At 71.7% G+C, this 16,497-nt stretch carries 16 protein-coding genes and 2 tRNA genes; 8 read left to right on the forward strand and 10 right to left on the reverse strand.

The genetic code is table 11. From position 1 onward, the window contains the following. Positions 1–125: 125 nt before the first annotated feature. The 3 genes from AB0I10_RS10365 to AB0I10_RS10375 form a co-directional block, all read right to left on the reverse strand. Positions 126–1,574, reverse strand: coding sequence for an HD-GYP domain-containing protein (locus AB0I10_RS10365; RefSeq protein WP_363151937.1), 1,449 nt, complete (start codon positions 1,572–1,574; stop codon positions 126–128). 185 nt (positions 1,575–1,759) lie between these two features. Beyond that, the gene (gene rsrA / locus AB0I10_RS10370; protein WP_363151938.1) at positions 1,760–2,182 is read right to left on the reverse strand and encodes a mycothiol system anti-sigma-R factor; all 423 of its coding nucleotides are present in this window, start codon (positions 2,180–2,182) and stop codon (positions 1,760–1,762) included. Beyond that, a complete protein-coding gene (locus AB0I10_RS10375) occupies positions 2,179–2,883 on the reverse strand; it encodes a sigma-70 family RNA polymerase sigma factor (protein WP_363151939.1) in 705 nt (234 codons plus the stop codon). The genes rsrA and AB0I10_RS10375 overlap by 4 nt, the downstream gene beginning before the upstream one ends. A 324-nt stretch (positions 2,884–3,207) precedes the next feature. Here AB0I10_RS10375 and AB0I10_RS10380 point away from each other — a divergent pair, with 324 nt between their 5' ends. Next, a complete protein-coding gene (locus AB0I10_RS10380) occupies positions 3,208–3,801 on the forward strand; it encodes an XRE family transcriptional regulator (protein WP_363151970.1) in 594 nt (197 codons plus the stop codon). A 76-nt stretch (positions 3,802–3,877) separates the two neighbouring features. Here AB0I10_RS10380 and AB0I10_RS10385 read toward each other — a convergent pair whose 3' ends face one another. Further along, positions 3,878–4,531: an alpha/beta family hydrolase gene (locus AB0I10_RS10385; protein ID WP_363151940.1), complete on the reverse strand. Its 654-nt coding sequence runs from the start codon at positions 4,529–4,531 to the stop codon at positions 3,878–3,880. Between the two features lie 100 nt (positions 4,532–4,631). Next, entirely contained in the window at positions 4,632–5,462 is an 831-nt protein-coding gene (locus AB0I10_RS10390) for an SOS response-associated peptidase (protein ID WP_363151941.1), read from the reverse strand. A gap of 42 nt (positions 5,463–5,504) precedes the next feature. On the opposite strand from AB0I10_RS10390, the gene AB0I10_RS10395 reads away from it, so the two are divergent. The 4 genes from AB0I10_RS10395 (at position 5,505) to AB0I10_RS10410 (ending at position 9,209) form a co-directional block, all read left to right on the forward strand. Beyond that, on the forward strand, positions 5,505–6,218 hold the full coding sequence (locus AB0I10_RS10395) for a M50 family metallopeptidase (protein WP_363151943.1): 714 nt from the start codon (positions 5,505–5,507) through the stop codon (positions 6,216–6,218). Between the two features lie 161 nt (positions 6,219–6,379). Continuing rightward, positions 6,380–7,744, forward strand: coding sequence for a 3-phosphoshikimate 1-carboxyvinyltransferase (gene aroA / locus AB0I10_RS10400; protein WP_363151944.1), 1,365 nt, complete (start codon positions 6,380–6,382; stop codon positions 7,742–7,744). A 14-nt stretch (positions 7,745–7,758) separates the two neighbouring features. Beyond that, positions 7,759–8,766, forward strand: coding sequence for a ribosome small subunit-dependent GTPase A (gene rsgA / locus AB0I10_RS10405; RefSeq protein ID WP_363151945.1), 1,008 nt, complete (start codon positions 7,759–7,761; stop codon positions 8,764–8,766). 119 nt (positions 8,767–8,885) lie between these two features. After that, positions 8,886–9,209, forward strand: coding sequence for a multidrug efflux SMR transporter (locus AB0I10_RS10410; RefSeq protein WP_363151946.1), 324 nt, complete (start codon positions 8,886–8,888; stop codon positions 9,207–9,209). A gap of 136 nt (positions 9,210–9,345) precedes the next feature. Here the strand turns inward: AB0I10_RS10410 and AB0I10_RS10415 are convergent, their stop codons facing one another. Next, complete coding sequence (locus tag AB0I10_RS10415; protein WP_363151947.1) at positions 9,346–10,122, reverse strand: TetR/AcrR family transcriptional regulator; 777 nt, start codon at positions 10,120–10,122, stop codon at positions 9,346–9,348. 185 nt (positions 10,123–10,307) lie between these two features. Here AB0I10_RS10415 and hisN point away from each other — a divergent pair, with 185 nt between their 5' ends. Together hisN and AB0I10_RS10425 are read left to right on the forward strand one after the other, a co-directional pair. Beyond that, positions 10,308–11,111, forward strand: a complete 804-nt coding sequence (gene hisN / locus AB0I10_RS10420; RefSeq protein WP_363151948.1) for a histidinol-phosphatase — start codon at positions 10,308–10,310, stop codon at positions 11,109–11,111. A gap of 174 nt (positions 11,112–11,285) precedes the next feature. Then, positions 11,286–11,687: a CBS domain-containing protein gene (locus tag AB0I10_RS10425; RefSeq protein WP_363151972.1), complete on the forward strand. Its 402-nt coding sequence runs from the start codon at positions 11,286–11,288 to the stop codon at positions 11,685–11,687. A 159-nt stretch (positions 11,688–11,846) separates the two neighbouring features. Here the strand turns inward: AB0I10_RS10425 and AB0I10_RS10430 are convergent, their stop codons facing one another. Beyond that, entirely contained in the window at positions 11,847–13,310 is a 1,464-nt protein-coding gene (locus AB0I10_RS10430; protein ID WP_363151949.1) for a catalase, read from the reverse strand. Between the two features lie 157 nt (positions 13,311–13,467). Here AB0I10_RS10430 and AB0I10_RS10435 point away from each other — a divergent pair, with 157 nt between their 5' ends. Continuing rightward, positions 13,468–13,887, forward strand: a complete 420-nt coding sequence (locus tag AB0I10_RS10435; RefSeq protein ID WP_363151950.1) for a Fur family transcriptional regulator — start codon at positions 13,468–13,470, stop codon at positions 13,885–13,887. A gap of 170 nt (positions 13,888–14,057) precedes the next feature. Here the strand turns inward: AB0I10_RS10435 and AB0I10_RS10440 are convergent. From AB0I10_RS10440 to AB0I10_RS10450, 3 genes are all read right to left on the reverse strand, one after another. Then, positions 14,058–14,131, reverse strand: a tRNA-Met gene (locus tag AB0I10_RS10440). Between the two features lie 103 nt (positions 14,132–14,234). Further along, on the reverse strand, positions 14,235–16,088 hold the full coding sequence (locus tag AB0I10_RS10445) for a tetratricopeptide repeat protein (protein WP_363151951.1): 1,854 nt from the start codon (positions 16,086–16,088) through the stop codon (positions 14,235–14,237). Positions 16,089–16,294: 206 nt separating this feature from the next. Further along, a tRNA-Met gene (locus AB0I10_RS10450) sits at positions 16,295–16,368 on the reverse strand. Positions 16,369–16,497 lie beyond the last annotated feature (129 nt).

Genomic DNA, 16,497 nt, shown 5'->3' on the forward strand with positions numbered 1-16,497 from the left:
GACACCGGCGACGACGGCGCTCGCGTGGCGGGACGGCGTCGTTCCGGTCGGGGCTGTGGTGGCACGGCCCGCCGTGCGCCCACCGTCCGGCAACCGCAAGCCGCGGGGCGCCCCCGGGCCGCCGTTCACCGGTCACCGTCCCGGCGCCCGTGTTCCGGACGGTCCGCCCGGTCCGCGCGTCCCACAGCCGCCGGCACCCGTCCCACGCGGTCCGGCCGTGGAGGCGAGACGTTTCCTCTACCGGCCGTCGCGTCCGGATCCGGATCCGCCGCCATCACCAGCTCGGGCTGCCAGCCGTACCGCGTCAGCGCCGCCGTCAGCGCCCGGACCATCCGCGGGTCGAACTGCGCACCGGCGCATCTACGCAGCTCCGCCACCGCCACGGACACCGGCCGGGCCCGGCGGTAGGAGCGGGTGGAGGTCATCGCGTCAAAGGCGTCCGCGACGGCCACCACCCGGGCGAATTCGGGAATTTGATGCCCCACCAGGCCGTACGGATAGCCGCTGCCGTCCACCCGCTCATGGTGGTGCAGGATCGCGGCGCGCGCCTCGCCGAGGAAGCCGATGCCGCGCACGATCTCGTGCCCGTACTCGGGATGCAGCTCGATGACGCTGCGCTCCTCCGGGGTCAGCGGCCCGTCCTTGCGCAACAGCCGGGTGGGGACGCCGAGTTTGCCGACGTCGTGCAGGATGCCGGCGAACCGCAGCACCTCCACCCGGTCCTCCGCCATGCCCAGCTCGCGGGCGATCATCACCGACGCGCGGCCGACCCGCTCGCTGTGCCCGCGGGTGTAGCGGTCCTTGATGTCCACGGCCTGGACGAGGGCGCGGATGGTGGCCTGATGGGCGGCACGTTCGCGCTGGTACTGGGCGAAGACCCAGCAGGAGAGATACATCGGCAGCAGCACAAGCAGCGCCGCGAGCGGCCCGTACGAACTGCGCCACAGGACCGCCATCATCAGCCCGGCGAGCCCGTGTACCAGATACGGCGCCAGCGAGCGGGTCAGCAGCCCGCGCCAGGCCGTGCGCGCCGGGTGGCGCTCGGCGGCGACCAGCACTCCGCCGTCCAGTGCCGCGAGCACCACGCAGAAGGTCCCGGCGGCGGCTGCGGCGGGCGGCAGCAGTACGGGGAACTGCGGTGCGGACAGCGGGTGGTCGACGAGCGTCTGGAAGACATGGGAGGCCGCGCAGCAGGCCAGGGCCAGCTCGGCGGCGTGCCAGATCCGGCGGGCGCCGGCCGAGCGCGGCCGGGCCTGTGCGATCAGCGCGCCGGGGACGGCGGTCAGCGCGGCCAGCGGCGGCGGCAGCAGAAAGGATCCGGCAAGCAGAACGGGGCTTGCCCAACCAGAGGGAAGCCCCCCGGGTCTCCCGTAGGAGCCCATACCGAACGGCACCCGGCCGCCCAACAAGGGGCAGCGGCGGATCCGTTCGCAGAGTCCGTAGAGAGTGGCGAGGGCCAGGGCGCCGACCCAGGGGGTGTTGGCGCCGAGCCGCACCGCGGGGGCCGCGCACAGTGCGGCGGCCAGGGCCGTACATCCGATATATCCTCGCGCGGCCGCCGGAAGTCCCCGCATCGCGCCCTCCTCACATGCCCACTGCTCTCCCCCGATCTCTTGGGGAGCAGGGGATCCCGCTCGCGCCTCATCGGGTGCGCGGCGGGTTCGGTGAGAATAGAGGGGCCGGGGCGCCGGAGAGGGCGCATCAGCGGATCGGGCGGGACCAATCGCCCCGCCCTCACCCCTTAGGGTGACGCGTCGCCTTATTCGGCCCGCGCGGTCTCGGTCCGTGCTTCGGCCGGGTCGGCAGTGTCGGTCGCGCCTGCCGCGCCGGAGCCCGGCGCCTCGGAGCCCGCGGCCTCCGCCGCCTGCTCACGCTGCGCCTGCTCGTGCTTGGCCTGTTCGAGCACGCTCAGCTCGGGCACCTCTTCCCCGGCCCGGATCAGATCGATCCGGCCCATGACCTTGGAGCGCAGGTCGGTGGGGACATCGTCATGGCCGCAGCAGCGCTTGACGAGCTTCTTGACGGCCTGCTCCAGGCCGTACTTCTCCAGGCATGGCGAGCATTCGTCGAGATGCACCTGGAAGTCCGCGCACTCCCCGGCGGGCATCTCGCGGTCGAGATACTCGTAGAGGTGGTCAAGGACCTCTGAGCAGTCCTTCTCGTGCGGCTCTCCGCAGCTCATGATCCCGAACCTTTCCGGTCGTGCGACCCCGACGTCTGCGTGGCCTGCGCATCGGTGGCCGACGCTCCCGCCGGGACCAGCCCGCGCTCACGGGCGTAATCCTCCAGCATGCCGCGCAGTTGGCGCCGGCCGCGGTGCAGACGGGACATCACCGTGCCGATAGGTGTCCCCATGATGTCCGCGATCTCCTTGTACGCAAAGCCCTCGACATCCGCGAGGTAGACGGCAATACGGAATTCCTCCGGGATCGCCTGGAGCGCGGCCTTCACGTCCGAGTCGGGCAGGTGGTCGAGCGCCTGCGACTCGGCGGAGCGCAGCCCGGTCGACATATGCGACTCGGCGCGCGCCAGCTGCCAGTCCTCGATCTCGTCGGCGGCGCTGCGCTGCGGCTCCCGCTGCTTCTTGCGGTAGGAGTTGATGAACGTGTTCGTGAGGATGCGGTACAGCCACGCCTTGAGGTTGGTGCCCTCGCGGAACTGGTGGAAGGACGCGTACGCCTTCGCGTACGTCTCCTGCACAAGGTCCTCCGCGTCGGCCGGATTGCGCGTCATGCGCAGCGCGGCGGAGTACATCTGGTCCAGGAAGGTGAGCGCGTCGCGCTCGAAGCGCGCGTTGCGCTCGGCGGCGCTTTCCTTCCGGCTCGCAGCCTGCTCCCCAGCCGTGCTGTCGGTCCCTGCGTCGGTCCCAGTGACCGGACCCACCTCCTCCAACACCGTGACGGATCCGGATGCGGACCCCCTCGAACCGGAGAATAGACGACGATCCGGTGCCGCCGCCGCTCCAGCCATGGCGGGCTGCGTCCCCTGCATCTGCGACCACTGCAGGTCAGCGGCCGGGCGGGCGGGGCAGGCGATTCCCATGCGGCGGGCTCCCATTCCTCATGCTGCGCTGGTTTTCTGGCTACCTACGCATGGCACAACAGCCGCACCCCGCGGCTCATTCCCGACCCCCACGACTTCCTCGCACCGCATCGATTTGACAAATCAGATTGCCGCTTCAGCAATGAGGGGATGAGCGATAGCGGGATGGGCGACAACGCGTACGAGCGGGTCCTCGCCGAGGTGGGGCCGCGGCTGCGGCGGGTGCGGCAGGAGCGCGGGGTGACACTGGCCGCGCTCTCGGCGGCGACCGGCATCTCGGTGAGCACCCTGTCGCGGCTGGAGTCCGGCGGCCGCAAGGCCACCCTCGAACTGCTGCTGCCGCTGGCCCAGGCCCACCAGGTGCCGCTGGACGAGCTGGTGGGGGCGCCGGAGGTCGGCGATCCGCGGGTGCGGGCGGTGCCGCAGCGGCGCCACCATATGACCGTGGTGCCGCTGACCCGCCAGCCGGGTGCCCTTCAGGCGTTCAAGCTCGTCATGGAACCGGTCGAGGGCCCTCGCGAGCAGCGTACGCACGAGGGCTACGAGTGGATGTATGTGCTGTCCGGGCGGCTGCGGCTGCTGCTGGCCGACCGGGATGTGGAGCTGCGGGCCGGGGAGGCGGCGGAGTTCGACACCCGGCTGCCGCACTGGTTCGGCCCCGCCGGTGACGAACCGGTCGAGTTGCTGAGCCTCTTCGGCCGGCAGGGTGAACGGATGCACATCCGCGCCCGGCCGCGCGGACAGGCAGCCGGCGCGTAGCGCCGTCTCCTGGGGGCGGAGGTCGGGCGACGGGCGGGCAGACTGATCGCGTCGGCTCGACGGCTGAGGACTGCCCTCAGCCGAACATCCCGTCGAGCCAGGCCAGCACCGCGTCCGTGATCGCGGCCATCGACTCCGCCTCGCTGACGCCCGCCGACTTCGGCACCGCGAAGCCGTGGTCCCCGTACGCCACCTCGGTGAGCTCCGTACCGGGCGGGAACTCCTCGGGCCGGCCGAACGGGTCCCGCGCGCCCTGGACGACCAGCGTCGGCACCCCGGCGCCGGTCAGCTCGTCCACCCGGGACCGCTCCGGCTTGCCCGGCGGATGCAGCGGAAAGCTCAGCGCCAGCACGGCGTGCGCGCCCAGCTCGCGCGCCGTACGGCAGGCCACCCGGGCGCCCGCGCTCCGGCCGCCCGCGACCACCGGGAGCCCCGGCTTCGCCAGCGCGGGCCACAGCGCGGTCCACCCGGCGTCCAGGGTCTTCGGCGCGGGCGCCACCTTCTTGCCCGCCACCCGCCACGGCTGCTCGACCAGCGCCACGGTGTAACCGCGGGCCGGCAGCGCGACCGCCAGGGCCTGGAGGTCACGCGCCCCGATCCCGCCGCCGGCGCCGTGGCTGACGGCCACCACGCCCCGGGCCGGCTCCGGATCGCGGTACCAGGTGATCCGCGCGTCGCCCACCGGCGTCCCGACCGTCTCGGCCTCGTTCTCGTTCGCCCTCGTGCTCATACGTCCATCCTGCCTGCGGCCGGGACACCGGACTCACCTGTCCCGGCACGGCAGCGCGCCGGGCCGCCCCGCACCCCTTCCCCTCAGAACAGGGTGCCGATCAGAACAGGGTGCCGACCTCCGGTCCGTCCAGCTCCTCGACCAGCTCGGGCCCGTTGTTGCGGACATTGCTGACGCCCGTCGGGACGGGGTAGGCCCGCATCAGCCCGCCCGGCGGCGGTGCCAGCAGCTCGCGCAGGGCGTCGGGGTCGGAGTGGGACGGGTCGAGCCAGGCATCCCAGCGGTCCGGTGTCAGCACCAGCGGCATCCGGGGGTGGATGTCGGAGAGGGACTGCGGTCCTTCGCCCCCGGTGGCACCGGCCAGCGGTGCGGTCTCCGCCGCGGTCGTCACGACGGTGCAGGTCACCCACCACGCCAGCGGGTGGTCACCGGGCAGGGTCCGGTCCCGCCAGAACTCGTACAGCCCGGCCATCGCCATGACGGAGCCGTCGGCGGGCGTCACGAAGTATGGCTGCTTACGCGGCCGCTTCTTACGGCCCTGCTCCTCCAGCTGCCGCTCGGCGGCATCGGTGACCCACTCGAAATAGCCGTCCCCGGGCAGCAGACACCGACGGGCCGCGAAGGCCTGCTTGAAGGACGGCTTCTCGTGCACCGTCTCGGCCCGCGCGTTGATCATCTTCGCGGCGGTGTCGGGTGACTTCGACCACGACGGGACCAGGCCCCATTTCAGCGTCCGCAGCTGGCGCACCGGGCCCGGCGGGAAATCGTCGGCCGCCGCGCCTTTGAGGGGACGTTCGAGCACCGCGTGCACGTTGTCCGTGGGAGCCACGTTCCAACTGGGCGCCAAGGTCTCCGTCGGCTCCCACTGCTGGACGTCGAAGATCCCCACCAGGTCCTCGGGCCGACGACTCGCTGCATACCTACCGCACATGCATGCCACACTGCCATGCCAAACCAAGGGGAGACGCGGACTATGGACACCGACCACATCACCGACGTATGGAGCCGAGTCTTCGGGACCCAGCCCGATCCGTCGTTCTGGCTGGTGATCGCCACGGGGGTGCTCGCACTGGGCGCCGTGCTCCCGCGCCCCGTGTGGCGGCTGTCGCGGAACGCCGTCACCATCGCGCACGAGGGCGGCCACGGGCTGATCGCGCTGGTCACCGGCCGCCGCCTGGACGGCATACGGCTGCACTCGGACACATCGGGGCTGACCGTCTCCCGGGGCAAGCCGACCGGGCTCGGCATGGTGCTGACCGCCGCGGCCGGCTACATCGCGCCGTCCCTGCTGGGCCTCGCGGGCGCCGCGCTGCTGGCCGCGGGGCACATCACGGCGCTGCTGTGGGGCGCCACCGCGCTGCTCATCGCGATGCTGGTCATGATCCGCAATGCCTACGGGGTGCTCACCGTCGTCCTGGCCGGTGCCGCCTTCTTCCTCGTCTCCTGGCTGACGACGCCGGATGTGCAGGCGGCGTTCGCGTACGCGGTGGTGTGGTTCCTGCTACTGGGCGGCGTCCGGCCGCCGTTCGAGCTGATGGGCAAGCGGCGGCGCGGCAGCGCGGGGGACTCCGACCCGGACCAGCTGGCCCGGCTCACCAACGTCCCGGCGGCCATCTGGCTCGGTCTGTTCCATGTGGTGACGCTGTGCTCCCTGATCGGCGGCGGCCAGTGGATGCTCGGCCTCTGACCCCCGCCCGGCGGTCCGCTCCGACGCGTGTCCCACCGCACCTGGGACCCGTGGTGCGGCGCTCCCCCGACGCGCAGGCGCACTACCAGCGTCGTGTTTCGTATACGTTGCGCCACTTTTGATCAAGATCGGCACCCTTGCCCAGCCATTAAAGTAAGGGCATGACCGAGAGCCCCGCTTTCCCCGCCCTGTGGCCCGCCCCCCTCGCCCCCGGGGCGGTCGATGCAACCGTGACGGTGCCCGGCTCGAAATCGGTCACCAATCGCGGCCTGGTGCTGGCCGCCCTGTCCTCCGAGCCCGGCTGGCTGCGCCGCCCGCTGCGCTCCCGCGACACGCTCCTGATGGCCGAGGCCCTGCGCACCATGGGCGTCGGCATCGAGGAGACCGCCTCCTCCAGCTCCGCGGGCGCGGTGGGGCAGGCCGGCGGCGGTGAGGCCTGGCGGGTGATCCCGGCGGGGCTGCACGGCCCGGCCACCGTCGACGTCGGCAACGCCGGCACGGTCATGCGCTTCCTGCCCCCGGTCGCGGCGCTCGCCGACGGCCCGATCCGCTTCGACGGCGACCCGCGCTCCTACGAGCGCCCGCTCGACGGCGTCATCGAGGCGCTGCGCGCGCTCGGAGCCCGGATCGACGACGACGGCCGCGGCTCCCTCCCCATGACGGTGCACGGCGGCGGCGCCCTGGACGGCGGCCCGGTCGAGATCGACGCCTCCTCGTCCTCCCAGTTCGTCAGCGCCCTGCTGCTGTCCGCGCCGCGCTTCAACCAGGGCGTGGAGGTACGGCACACCGGCTCGGCGCTGCCGTCGATGCCGCACATCCGGATGACCGTCGACATGCTCCGCGGTGTCGGCGCCCAGGTGGACACCCCCGAGGCCGGCGGCGAGCCGAACGTCTGGCGGGTCACCCCCGGCGCCCTGCTGGGCCGCGATCTGATCGTCGAGCCCGACCTGTCCAACGCCCAGCCGTTCCTGGCTGCCGCGCTGGTCACCGGCGGCCGGGTCACCATCCCGGACTGGCCCGAGCACACCACGCAGCCCGGTGACGCGCTGCGCGAGATCTTCACCACCATGGGCGGTTCCTGCGAGCTGACCGACCAGGGCCTGACGTTCACCGGCAGCGGCCGTATCCACGGCATCGACGTCGACCTGGGCGAGGTCGGCGAGCTGACCCCCGGCATCGCCGCCGTCGCCGCCCTCGCCGACTCCCCGTCCACCCTGCGCGGCGTCGCCCACCTGCGCCTCCACGAGACCGACCGCCTGGCCGCCCTCACCAAGGAGATCAACGAGCTGGGCGGTGATGTCACCGAGACCGCGGACGGTCTGCACATCCGGCCGCGCGCGCTGCACGGCGGTGTCTTCCACACCTACGACGACCACCGGCTGGCCACCGCCGCGGCGGTCATCGGCCTCGCCGTCGAGGGCGTCGAGGTGGAGAACGTCGCCACCACCGGCAAGACGCTGCCCGACTTCCCCGCGATGTGGACGGACATGCTCGACCCGGCAGCCGTCCCCGCCCGGAGAGGCTGAGGGGTCACGCCGCCATGCGCCGCTACCGCAAGAACCCCGACGAGGACGACATCCGTGTCCGCCCCAACCCCAAGGGCAACCGCCCCCGCACCAACATCCGCCCCAAGCATCTGGACGCGGGCGAAGGCCTGGTCCTGACCGTCGACCGCGGCCGCCTCACCTGTCTGATCGACGGCCGCAAGGTCACCGCGATGAAGGCCCGCGAACTGGGCCGCAAGAGCGCGGTGGTCGGCGACCGGGTCGCCGTCGTCGGCGATCTGACCGGCGCCAAGGACACCCTCGCCCGGATAGTCCGGGTCGAGCCGCGCACCTCGACGCTGCGCCGTACGGCCGACGATGACGACCCGTACGAGCGGGTCGTGGTCGCCAACGCCGACCAGCTCGCGATCGTCACCGCCCTCGCCGACCCCGAGCCGCGCCCGCGCCTGATCGACCGCTGCCTGGTCGCCGCGTACGACGCCGGCCTGGACCCGCTCCTCGTGCTGACCAAGTCCGATCTGGCGTCCGCGGACGCCCTGTTGGAGTCGTACGGCGCGCTGGGCGTCCCGTTTGTCGTCACCAACCGCGACGAGCTGACCGACGGCAGCGCCGCCGAGCGGATCAGGGAACAGCTGACGGGCCGTATGACGGCGTTCGTCGGGCACTCCGGGGTGGGCAAGACGACCCTGGTCAACGCCCTGGTACCGGACCGCCGTCGGGCCACCGGGCACGTCAACGCGGTCACCGGCCGCGGCCGCCACACCACCACCTCGGCCCTGGCTCTCCCCCTCCCCGATGACTCGGGCTGGGTCATCGACACCCCGGGCGTACGGTCCTTCGGGTTGCACCACGTCGACCCGTCGCGCGTGATCCACGCCTTCCCCGACCTCGAACCGGGCACCGCCGACTGCCCGCGCGCCTGCAGCCACGACGAACCGGACTGCGCGCTGGACACATGGGTCTCCGACGGGCACGCCGATCCGGCCCGCCTGTACTCGCTGCGCCGCCTGCTGGCCACCCGGGAGCGACGCGAGGGCGACTGATCGCCGGAATTCGCTGCCGTCCGTCCGGGGTAACTGCATAATCACACCAAGGCTGGCGAAGCGGTCACCGGGTCGCTTCGCCGGGACGGGGACGCGGGCGGAGGCAATGCGATATGGCGATGGCATGGCTGCTGGTCGTCGTGGCCGGGCTCCTGGAGACCGGCTTCGCGGTCTGCCTCAAGCTCTCGCACGGCTTCACCCGGCTCTTCCCCACCGTCGCCTTCGCCGCCTTCGCCCTCGGCAGTTTCGGCCTGCTGACGCTGGCTCTGCGCAGGCTCGACGTCGGCCCGGCCTACGCGGTCTGGACCGGTATCGGCGCGGCCGGCACGGCCATCTACGGCATGGTCTTCCTGGGCGATGTGGTCTCCACCCTGAAGCTGGTCTCCATCACCATGGTCATCGTCGGCGTCATCGGCCTGCAACTGTCGGGCTCGTCGCACTGAGAGCAGCTGCTCTCAGCTCGTCTCACTGAGAGCAGCTGCTCTCTCCCTCCGCCCCTACAGGAATACCAACCGGTTCCCCCACGTTGTGGCCCGCAAGGGGCGCTCGCATCCCGTAAGGGATCTGTTCCCCCGCCTCCTACGGGTCGCCATCCGGCCGCCCCCGCACCCCCTGTGACGTCGTGTCAGCCGCCGCATCCCCGGCCGGCAGCCGCGCGAACGCCCCCCGCACCAGCCGCGACACCGCCTCCGCCTCGGCCTCGCACCGCGGCTGTCCCACCGCTGACCCGGCGGGCGCCGGTACGGGCGCGGCCGGGCCGGTCGGGGCGACCACACAGGACAGGGTCAGCCGTGCCGCGGTCTCGCAGGCGGCTCCGAGGGCGGGCAGCTCCTCCTCGGGCCAGTCCGTCTCCAGGGCCGCCACCGCCCGGTCGCAGAACCGGCCGACCAGTTCGGCGGGCCCCGGCAGCGGCCCCTCGCCGGACGACGCGGCACGCTGCGCGGGGACGCCCGGATGCGCGGCCCGTACGGGGGCCGGTTCCGCCGACGCTTCGGGCGGGGCCGGCAGCCGGTCGCTCCAGCAGCCGGTCAGCGCGGCCCGGACCAACGGGTTGGCGCGCGCCGTGCGCAGCGTCCAGGCGGCCGCGGCCACCACTCGGCCGGCCGCGTCGTCCTGCGGCCCGGCGGCCGCCGCGCCCTCCTGGGTCAGCACCCGGTCGACGCCCGCCAGGTAGTTGTCGGTCTCCCGGCGTACGAGGGCGCGGGCCAGCCCCTCCTTGCTGCCGAACTCGTTGTAGAGGGTCTGCCGGGAGACACCGGCCGCCGTCGCGACATCGACCATCCGGATGGCCGCCCACGCCCGGGTCGTCAGCGCCGTCATGGCGGCGTCGAGCAAGGATTCACGCGCTGCGGTCATCCGTCGCCTCCCGGGCCGCCGGCCCATATGGCCGGAGTCCGCACAGAATTGACGCGGCGCCATGCACTGTCAAGGGTCGCCGCACGGCGGGCCGGGAGCCGTCACACGCCGGGCCGGCGGGTGTCACACGTCCGGCCGGGCATGGCCATGTGGCTCCCGCGTATACCAGTAGATACTGTTCGCACATGCCCGACTATCACGATGATCTTCGCCTCGGCCATGTCCTCGCGGACGCCGCGGACGCCGCGACCATGGACCGGTTCAAGGCGCTCGACCTCAAGGTCGAGACCAAACCGGACATGACACCGGTCAGCGAGGCGGACAAGGCCGCGGAGGAGCTGATCCGCGGCCACCTCCAGCGCGCGCGGCCACGGGACGCGGTGCTCGGCGAGGAGTTCGGCAGCGAGGGCGCCGGTCCACGCCGCTGGGTCATCGACCCGATCGACGGCACGAAGAACTATGTCCGCGGGGTTCCGGTCTGGGCGACCCTGATCGCGCTGATGGAGCGCGGCGAGGGCGGTGACCGGCCGGTGGTCGGCATCGTCTCCGCGCCGGCGCTCAACCGCCGCTGGTGGGCCGCCGAGGGCCTGGGAGCCTTCACCGGACGCAGCCTGACGTCCGCGTCCCGGCTGCAGGTCTCGAAGGTCGGCCGCATCCAGGACGCGTCGTTCGCGTACTCCTCGCTGACCGGCTGGGAGGAGCGCGGCAAGCTGCCCGGCTTCCTCGATCTGACCCGGGACTGCTGGCGCACCCGGGGCTATGGCGACTTCTGGCCGTACATGATGATCGCCGAGGGGTCGGTGGACATCTGCGCGGAGCCGGAGCTCTCACTGTGGGACATGGCGGCCTGCGCGGTCGTCGTCCAGGAGGCCGGCGGCCGGTTCTCCGGCCTGGACGGCAAGCCGGGCCCGCACAGCGGCAACGCGGCGGCCTCCAACGGCCTGCTGCACGAGGACCTGCTGAGCTACGTGGGCGACGACCGGCACTGAGCTGCGAGGGGGCGGGCGCGGACCGGACCGCCGGGGGGACACCTTCCTAACGGTCCGGCGCCTGCCCCTTGTTGCATCGGCGTGAGCATGTGAACATGAGAATCCGCCAGTTTGTGAACTTGTGAATTCATTCGCAAGCCACGTTCACGAAGGAGGTGGCTCCACTCCATGCCCATGTACGTCCGCGACGCCATGAGCACGGTGGTCCTCACCATCGGGCCCGCTCACACCCTCCGCCAAGCAGCCCGGCTGATGTCGGCGCGCCGCGTCGGCGCGGCCGTCGTCCTCGACGGCGACACCAGCGGCATCGGCATCCTCACCGAACGCGACATCCTCAACTCGCTCGGCGCGGGCGAGAACCCCGACCGGGAAACCGCCCAGGCCCACACCACCTCAGACGTGGTCTTCGCCGCTCCGGACTGGACCCTGGACGAGGCGGCGGAAGCCATGGTACGCGGCGGCTTCCGCCATCTCATCGTGCTGGACGACCGAGAAACGGTCGGCATCGTCTCCGTACGCGACATCCTCCACTGCTGGTCGGAGGTCATCGAACGGGCCGGCGCGATACCTGCCTGAGCCGCCCCGCCCGTACGGCCCCGGGCACGCGAAGAGGCCGGAGCCCATTGGCATCCGGCCTCTTCGTTTGTACGGCAAGCGGCGCTTGAGCAACCCCCACGGCGATCAACCACAACCGCGAGAGCGGCGGCGGTTTAGCCGCAAAGGGCGCCGCAAAGCTCAGCCGCGCAGGGCCTGGACCGCGGCTTCCAGCCGCTTGCCGTAGTCCGCGTCCGCCTTGCGGAAGTTCTCGATCGCGCGCTGCGCGATGTCGTCACGGGAGACCTTGGCGATAAAGCCCGCCAGGTTGTTGATCAGACGCTCCCTCTCGTCCTCGGACATCAGGCGGTAGAGGTTGCCCGCCTGCACGAAGTCGTCGTCCTCGGCGTGCGAGGGGGCGGCCTGCTCACCGGACCGGCCGGTCACCGCGACCGGCTGCCACAGCGGCTGACCGGTCTCGACCGGGCCGCCGAAGCTGTTCGGCTCGTAGTTCTTCGTGCCCTTGTGCCGGCCGTCGTACAGGAAGCCGTCACGGGAGTTGGTGCGCGCCTCGGTGGCGTGCGGGCGGTTCACCGGCAGGTGGTCGGCGTTGATGCCGACGCGGTAGCGGTGCGCGTCGCCGTACGCGAAGAGACGGCCCTGGAGCATCTTGTCGGGGGACGGACCGATACCCGGCACGAAGTGGTGCGGGGAGAAGATCGACTGCTCGACCTCGGCGAAGATGTTCTCCGGGTTGCGGTTGAGCTCCAGCTTGCCGATCTCGATCGGCGGGTAGTCCTCGTGCGGCCAGACCTTGGTCAGGTCGAACGGGTTGAAGCGGTAGGCGGCCGCCTCGTCCGCCGGCATGATCTGCACCTGCACGGTCCAGGTCGGGAAGTCGCCGTTCTCGATGGACGTCCGCAGGTCGCGCTGGTGGCTGTCCGGGTCCTCACCGGCGAGCTTGTCGGCCTCGGCCTGGGTGAGGTTCTTGATGCCCTGGTCGGTCTTGAAGTGGTACTTGACCCAGAAGGCCTCGCCCGCGGCGTTGCTCCACTGGAAGGTGTGCGAGCCGTAGCCGTTCATGTGGCGGAGCGTGGCGGGGATGCCGCGGTCGCCGAACAGCCAGGTCACCTGGTGGGTGGACTCGGGCGACAGACCCCAGAAGTCCCAGACGTTGTCGGCCTCTTGCGAGCCGGTGTACGGGTCGCGCTTCTGGGTGTGGATGAAGTCGGGGAACTTGATGGCGTCCTTGATGAAGAAGACGGGGGTGTTGTTCCCGACCAGGTCGTAATTCCCCTCCTCCGTATAGAACTTCAGCGCGAAGCCGCGCGGGTCACGCACCGCGTCGGCCGAGCCGAGGTTGCCGGCGACCGTCGAGAAGCGCAGAAAGGTCTCGGTCTGCTTGCCGATCTCCGAGAGGAACTTCGCGCGGGTGTACTTGGTGACGTCCGCGGTCACCGTGAAGGTGCCGTACGCACCGGCGCCACGGGCGTGCACGATGCGCTCCGGGATGCGCTCACGGTTGAAGTGCGCGAGCTTCTCGATCAGCAGCTGGTCCTGGATCAGGCCGGGACCGCCGATGCCCGCCGACTCGCTGTTCTGGTTGTCCGCGACCGGAGCTCCGGCCTCCGTGGTCAGCGGTCCGGTGGTGCTCTCTACCGACACGTGCGCCTCCTGAAGTCTTTGTCCCTGCCCTGGCTTGCGCCGATCTCGATCCTACATTGGACATTGTCTAAGTCAAGATGAAGCCGAAACTCGTACCTGATCCGGGGATGGACCGGCCACTGCTACCCTTGCTGTATCTGACTGATAGGTGAATGGCATGAGTGACCTGCTTGAACGGCTCCGGGGACGCGGCTGGCGGCTGACCGCGCAGCGACGCGTCGTCGCCGAGGTCCTCGACGGGGACCACGTCCACTACACCGCTGACGAAGTGCACGCCCGGGCGGCCGACCGGCTCCCGGAGATCTCCCGCGCCACCGTCTACAACACCCTCGGCGAGCTGGTGTCGCTCGGTGAGGTGATCGAGGTGAGCACGGACGGCCGGGCGAAGCGCTACGACCCGAACGCCCACCACGACCACCAGCACCTCGTCTGCTCGCGGTGCGGCACGATCCGCGATGTCCACGTCCAGGGCGACCCGCTCTCCGCGCTGCCCGAACCGGAGCGCTACGGCTTCCAGGTCTCCGAGGTCACCGTGACCTACCGGGGCATCTGCCCCAACTGCAGCGCTCACTCCTGACGCACCGGGGAGTGGCCCCCGTCCGGGGCCGCCCCCACGCACCCCACACCGAGCCCGCGCCCTCATGGCCGCGGGCTCCTTCGTGCATCCGGAAGACGGCCGGCCCTCGCGTTCGGCACGCAGACACGACGAAGGCCCGGATCCAATGGATCCGGGCCTCAGTCTTTGAGTAGCGGGGACAGGATTTGAACCTGCGACCTCTGGGTTATGAGCCCAGCGAGCTACCGAGCTGCTCCACCCCGCGTCGTTGTGGGTCAACTCTAACCCCAGGCCGACGACCAGCGCAAATCCCTTCCTGATACCCAGGCCCCGGCCTCCGGGACCCGGCCCTGGGCATCAGACCGCGCCTACGCGCTCAGCTCCTCCTGAAGCGCCGCACGCAGCCGTGCCGCCCGCTCCGCCACCTCCGGCGGACCGAGCTCCACGGCCTGCGCGCACCAGGCCTGCGCCTCGGCGAGCGCGCCGCGCCGGGCGGCGAGCAGCGCCAGCCGCAGGGCCGCGCGACCGTGCCCGCCCTCGGCCGCCCGCTGCCACCAGAGGGCGGCCTCGGGGAGGCTGCCCTCGCGGGCCAGCAGCAGCCCGAGGTTGAAGGCGCCGTTACCGCTGCCGGCCTCGGCCGCCGCGCGGTACCACGTCGCCGCCTCGACGACATCGCCGCGAGCCGCCGCGAACATGCCAACCCGAACCTGGGCGCGGCGGTGTCCCTGTCGCGCGGCCCGCTCGTACCACTCCGTGCTCTCGTCGTCGGGCGCCCGCTCACCGTCCGGCAGCCCGGCGTCGCTCGCCTCCGCGGACCGGCGGTCCAGGAGGTCGGCGAGCCGGAAGGCCGCCTCGGGGCTGCCGCCGTCGGCCGCACAGCGCAGATTCCGCTCCGCTGCCCCCTCCTCGCCGTCGCGCAGCTGCACGATGGCGACCTGCAGCGCCGCCTCCGTATGCCCGGCCGCGGCGGCCCGCTCGTACCAGGCGTGCGCCATCCGCTCCTCGCCGCGCCCGGCGAACAGGATGCCGAGGTTGAACGCGGCATCCACGCTGCCCGCCTCGGCGGCCTTCGAGAACCATGGCTCGGCGCCCGAGGCGTCGCCGCGCTGCAGCAGCAGGATGGCGAGCGCGTTGGCCGCCTCGCGGTGCCCGGCGTAGGCGGCCCGGCGGTACCACTGCTCACCGCGCCCGGCCCGGCCCTGCTCGGCGCAGAGCAGCCCGATGTTGTAGGCGCCGTTGACGTCCCCGGCGTCCAGCGCGACGCGGTACCAGCGCTCTGCGGTCTGCAGTTCGCCGCGGTCGGCGTGCAGTGCGCCCAGGGCGTTGGCAGCGTTGCCATCGCCGTCCTGGGCGGCACGGCGCCACCACTCCGCAGCGCTCTCCTCGTCACCGGCGTCGCGCAGCAGGAAGCCCAGCGCGCAGGCGGCGCGCGCCTCGCCGTCCTTGGCGGCGGAAAGGTACCAGCGGCCCGCCTCCTGGACGTCGCCCCGCTCCTCCAGGAGCGTGCCCAACTGCAGTGCGGCGCGCTGGTGTCCGCGCGCGGCGGCCTGGCGGTACCACTGCTCGGCCTCCGCCTCCTGGGTGAGCTCCCCGTAGGCGGGAACGGCCCGGCGGTCCGCCTCGCGGCCGTCCTCGATGAGCCGGGCCAGGCGGTACGCGGCCTCGCGGTGGCCGCGCTCGGCGGCGGCGCGGAACCAGCGTCCGGCGCCGACATCGCCGCGGTGCTCCAGCAGGTCGGCGAGCGCGTAAGCGCCCAGGCAATGGCCGGATTCGGCGGACTGGCGCAGCCAGTACTCGGCGGCCGGCTCGTCGCCGCGCTCGCGGTAGTGGCGCCCGAGGGCGTGCGCGGCGGCGGCGGAACCGGCGACGGCCGCGATACGCCACCAGCCGGCCGCCTCGTCCGCGTATCCCCGCTGATGCAGCAGAACGCCAAGGTTGTTGGCGGCGGCGCGGTCACCGGCGGCGGTGGCGGAACGCAGATGCGGCTCGGCGCCGTCGAGATCGCCGCGGCGCAGCAGCAGCGCGCCGAGCGCGCTCATGGCGGCGGTGTCGCCCGCCTCGGCGGCCCGGCGGTGGCCGGTCTCGGTCACCGCGTCGGACGCTTCGGCGGCCTCCGCGGCCTCCATCGCATCCATCGGCAGCTCGGGTTCGCGCCCGTCGTCGGGCGCATGCACAAACCGGTCTGTCTCCAACAACCTTGCCTTGTCCCCCATAAGACCCATCGTCGCATCACCTGTAACCCGCGTACACCTGGTATACCGCAGCCAGTGAGGTCACTTCAGCGGTTTGTCGACTTCCCGATACGGCGACTTGTCAAACTCAAGCACACAGGTTCCCCACATACACCGTTCGACCCGGCGCGCACCGCACCGGTCCCCACGCATGACGAAGGCCCGGATCCAGTTGGATCCAGGCCTTCGTTTTCCAGTAGCGGGGACAGGATTTGAACCTGCGACCTCTGGGTTATGAGCCCAGCGAGCTACCGAGCTGCTCCACCCCGCGTCGTTGTGTACTCAAGGTATCACGGCACCGGGGTGCTGAGGTTGTGCATCCGAACGGCCTTGTACGCGGGCGCACTTCACTGTCTACCGGTCAATTACGCCAAAGGGGATCTGTGGTTGGAGATCTTGC

This window comes from Streptomyces sp. NPDC050636 (assembly GCF_040654775.1).
GTDB lineage: Bacteria > Actinomycetota > Actinomycetes > Streptomycetales > Streptomycetaceae > Streptomyces.

What these genes read in the sequence shown, in the direction of transcription:
- AB0I10_RS10365 (WP_363151937.1), bottom strand. Translation starts at nt 1,574, where the DNA reads ATGCGGGGACTTCCGGCGGCCGCGCGAGGATATATCGGATGTACGGCC.
- rsrA (WP_363151938.1), bottom strand. Translation starts at nt 2,182, where the DNA reads ATGAGCTGCGGAGAGCCGCACGAGAAGGACTGCTCAGAGGTCCTTGAC.
- AB0I10_RS10380 (WP_363151970.1), top strand. Translation starts at nt 3,208, where the DNA reads ATGGGCGACAACGCGTACGAGCGGGTCCTCGCCGAGGTGGGGCCGCGG.
- AB0I10_RS10385 (WP_363151940.1), bottom strand. Translation starts at nt 4,531, where the DNA reads ATGAGCACGAGGGCGAACGAGAACGAGGCCGAGACGGTCGGGACGCCG.
- AB0I10_RS10390 (WP_363151941.1), bottom strand. Translation starts at nt 5,462, where the DNA reads ATGTGCGGTAGGTATGCAGCGAGTCGTCGGCCCGAGGACCTGGTGGGG.
- AB0I10_RS10395 (WP_363151943.1), top strand. Translation starts at nt 5,505, where the DNA reads ATGGACACCGACCACATCACCGACGTATGGAGCCGAGTCTTCGGGACC.
- aroA (WP_363151944.1), top strand. Translation starts at nt 6,380, where the DNA reads ATGACCGAGAGCCCCGCTTTCCCCGCCCTGTGGCCCGCCCCCCTCGCC.
- rsgA (WP_363151945.1), top strand. Translation starts at nt 7,759, where the DNA reads ATGCGCCGCTACCGCAAGAACCCCGACGAGGACGACATCCGTGTCCGC.
- AB0I10_RS10410 (WP_363151946.1), top strand. Translation starts at nt 8,886, where the DNA reads ATGGCATGGCTGCTGGTCGTCGTGGCCGGGCTCCTGGAGACCGGCTTC.
- AB0I10_RS10415 (WP_363151947.1), bottom strand. Translation starts at nt 10,122, where the DNA reads ATGACCGCAGCGCGTGAATCCTTGCTCGACGCCGCCATGACGGCGCTG.
- hisN (WP_363151948.1), top strand. Translation starts at nt 10,308, where the DNA reads ATGCCCGACTATCACGATGATCTTCGCCTCGGCCATGTCCTCGCGGAC.
- AB0I10_RS10425 (WP_363151972.1), top strand. Translation starts at nt 11,286, where the DNA reads ATGTACGTCCGCGACGCCATGAGCACGGTGGTCCTCACCATCGGGCCC.
- AB0I10_RS10435 (WP_363151950.1), top strand. Translation starts at nt 13,468, where the DNA reads ATGAGTGACCTGCTTGAACGGCTCCGGGGACGCGGCTGGCGGCTGACC.
- AB0I10_RS10445 (WP_363151951.1), bottom strand. Translation starts at nt 16,088, where the DNA reads ATGGGTCTTATGGGGGACAAGGCAAGGTTGTTGGAGACAGACCGGTTT.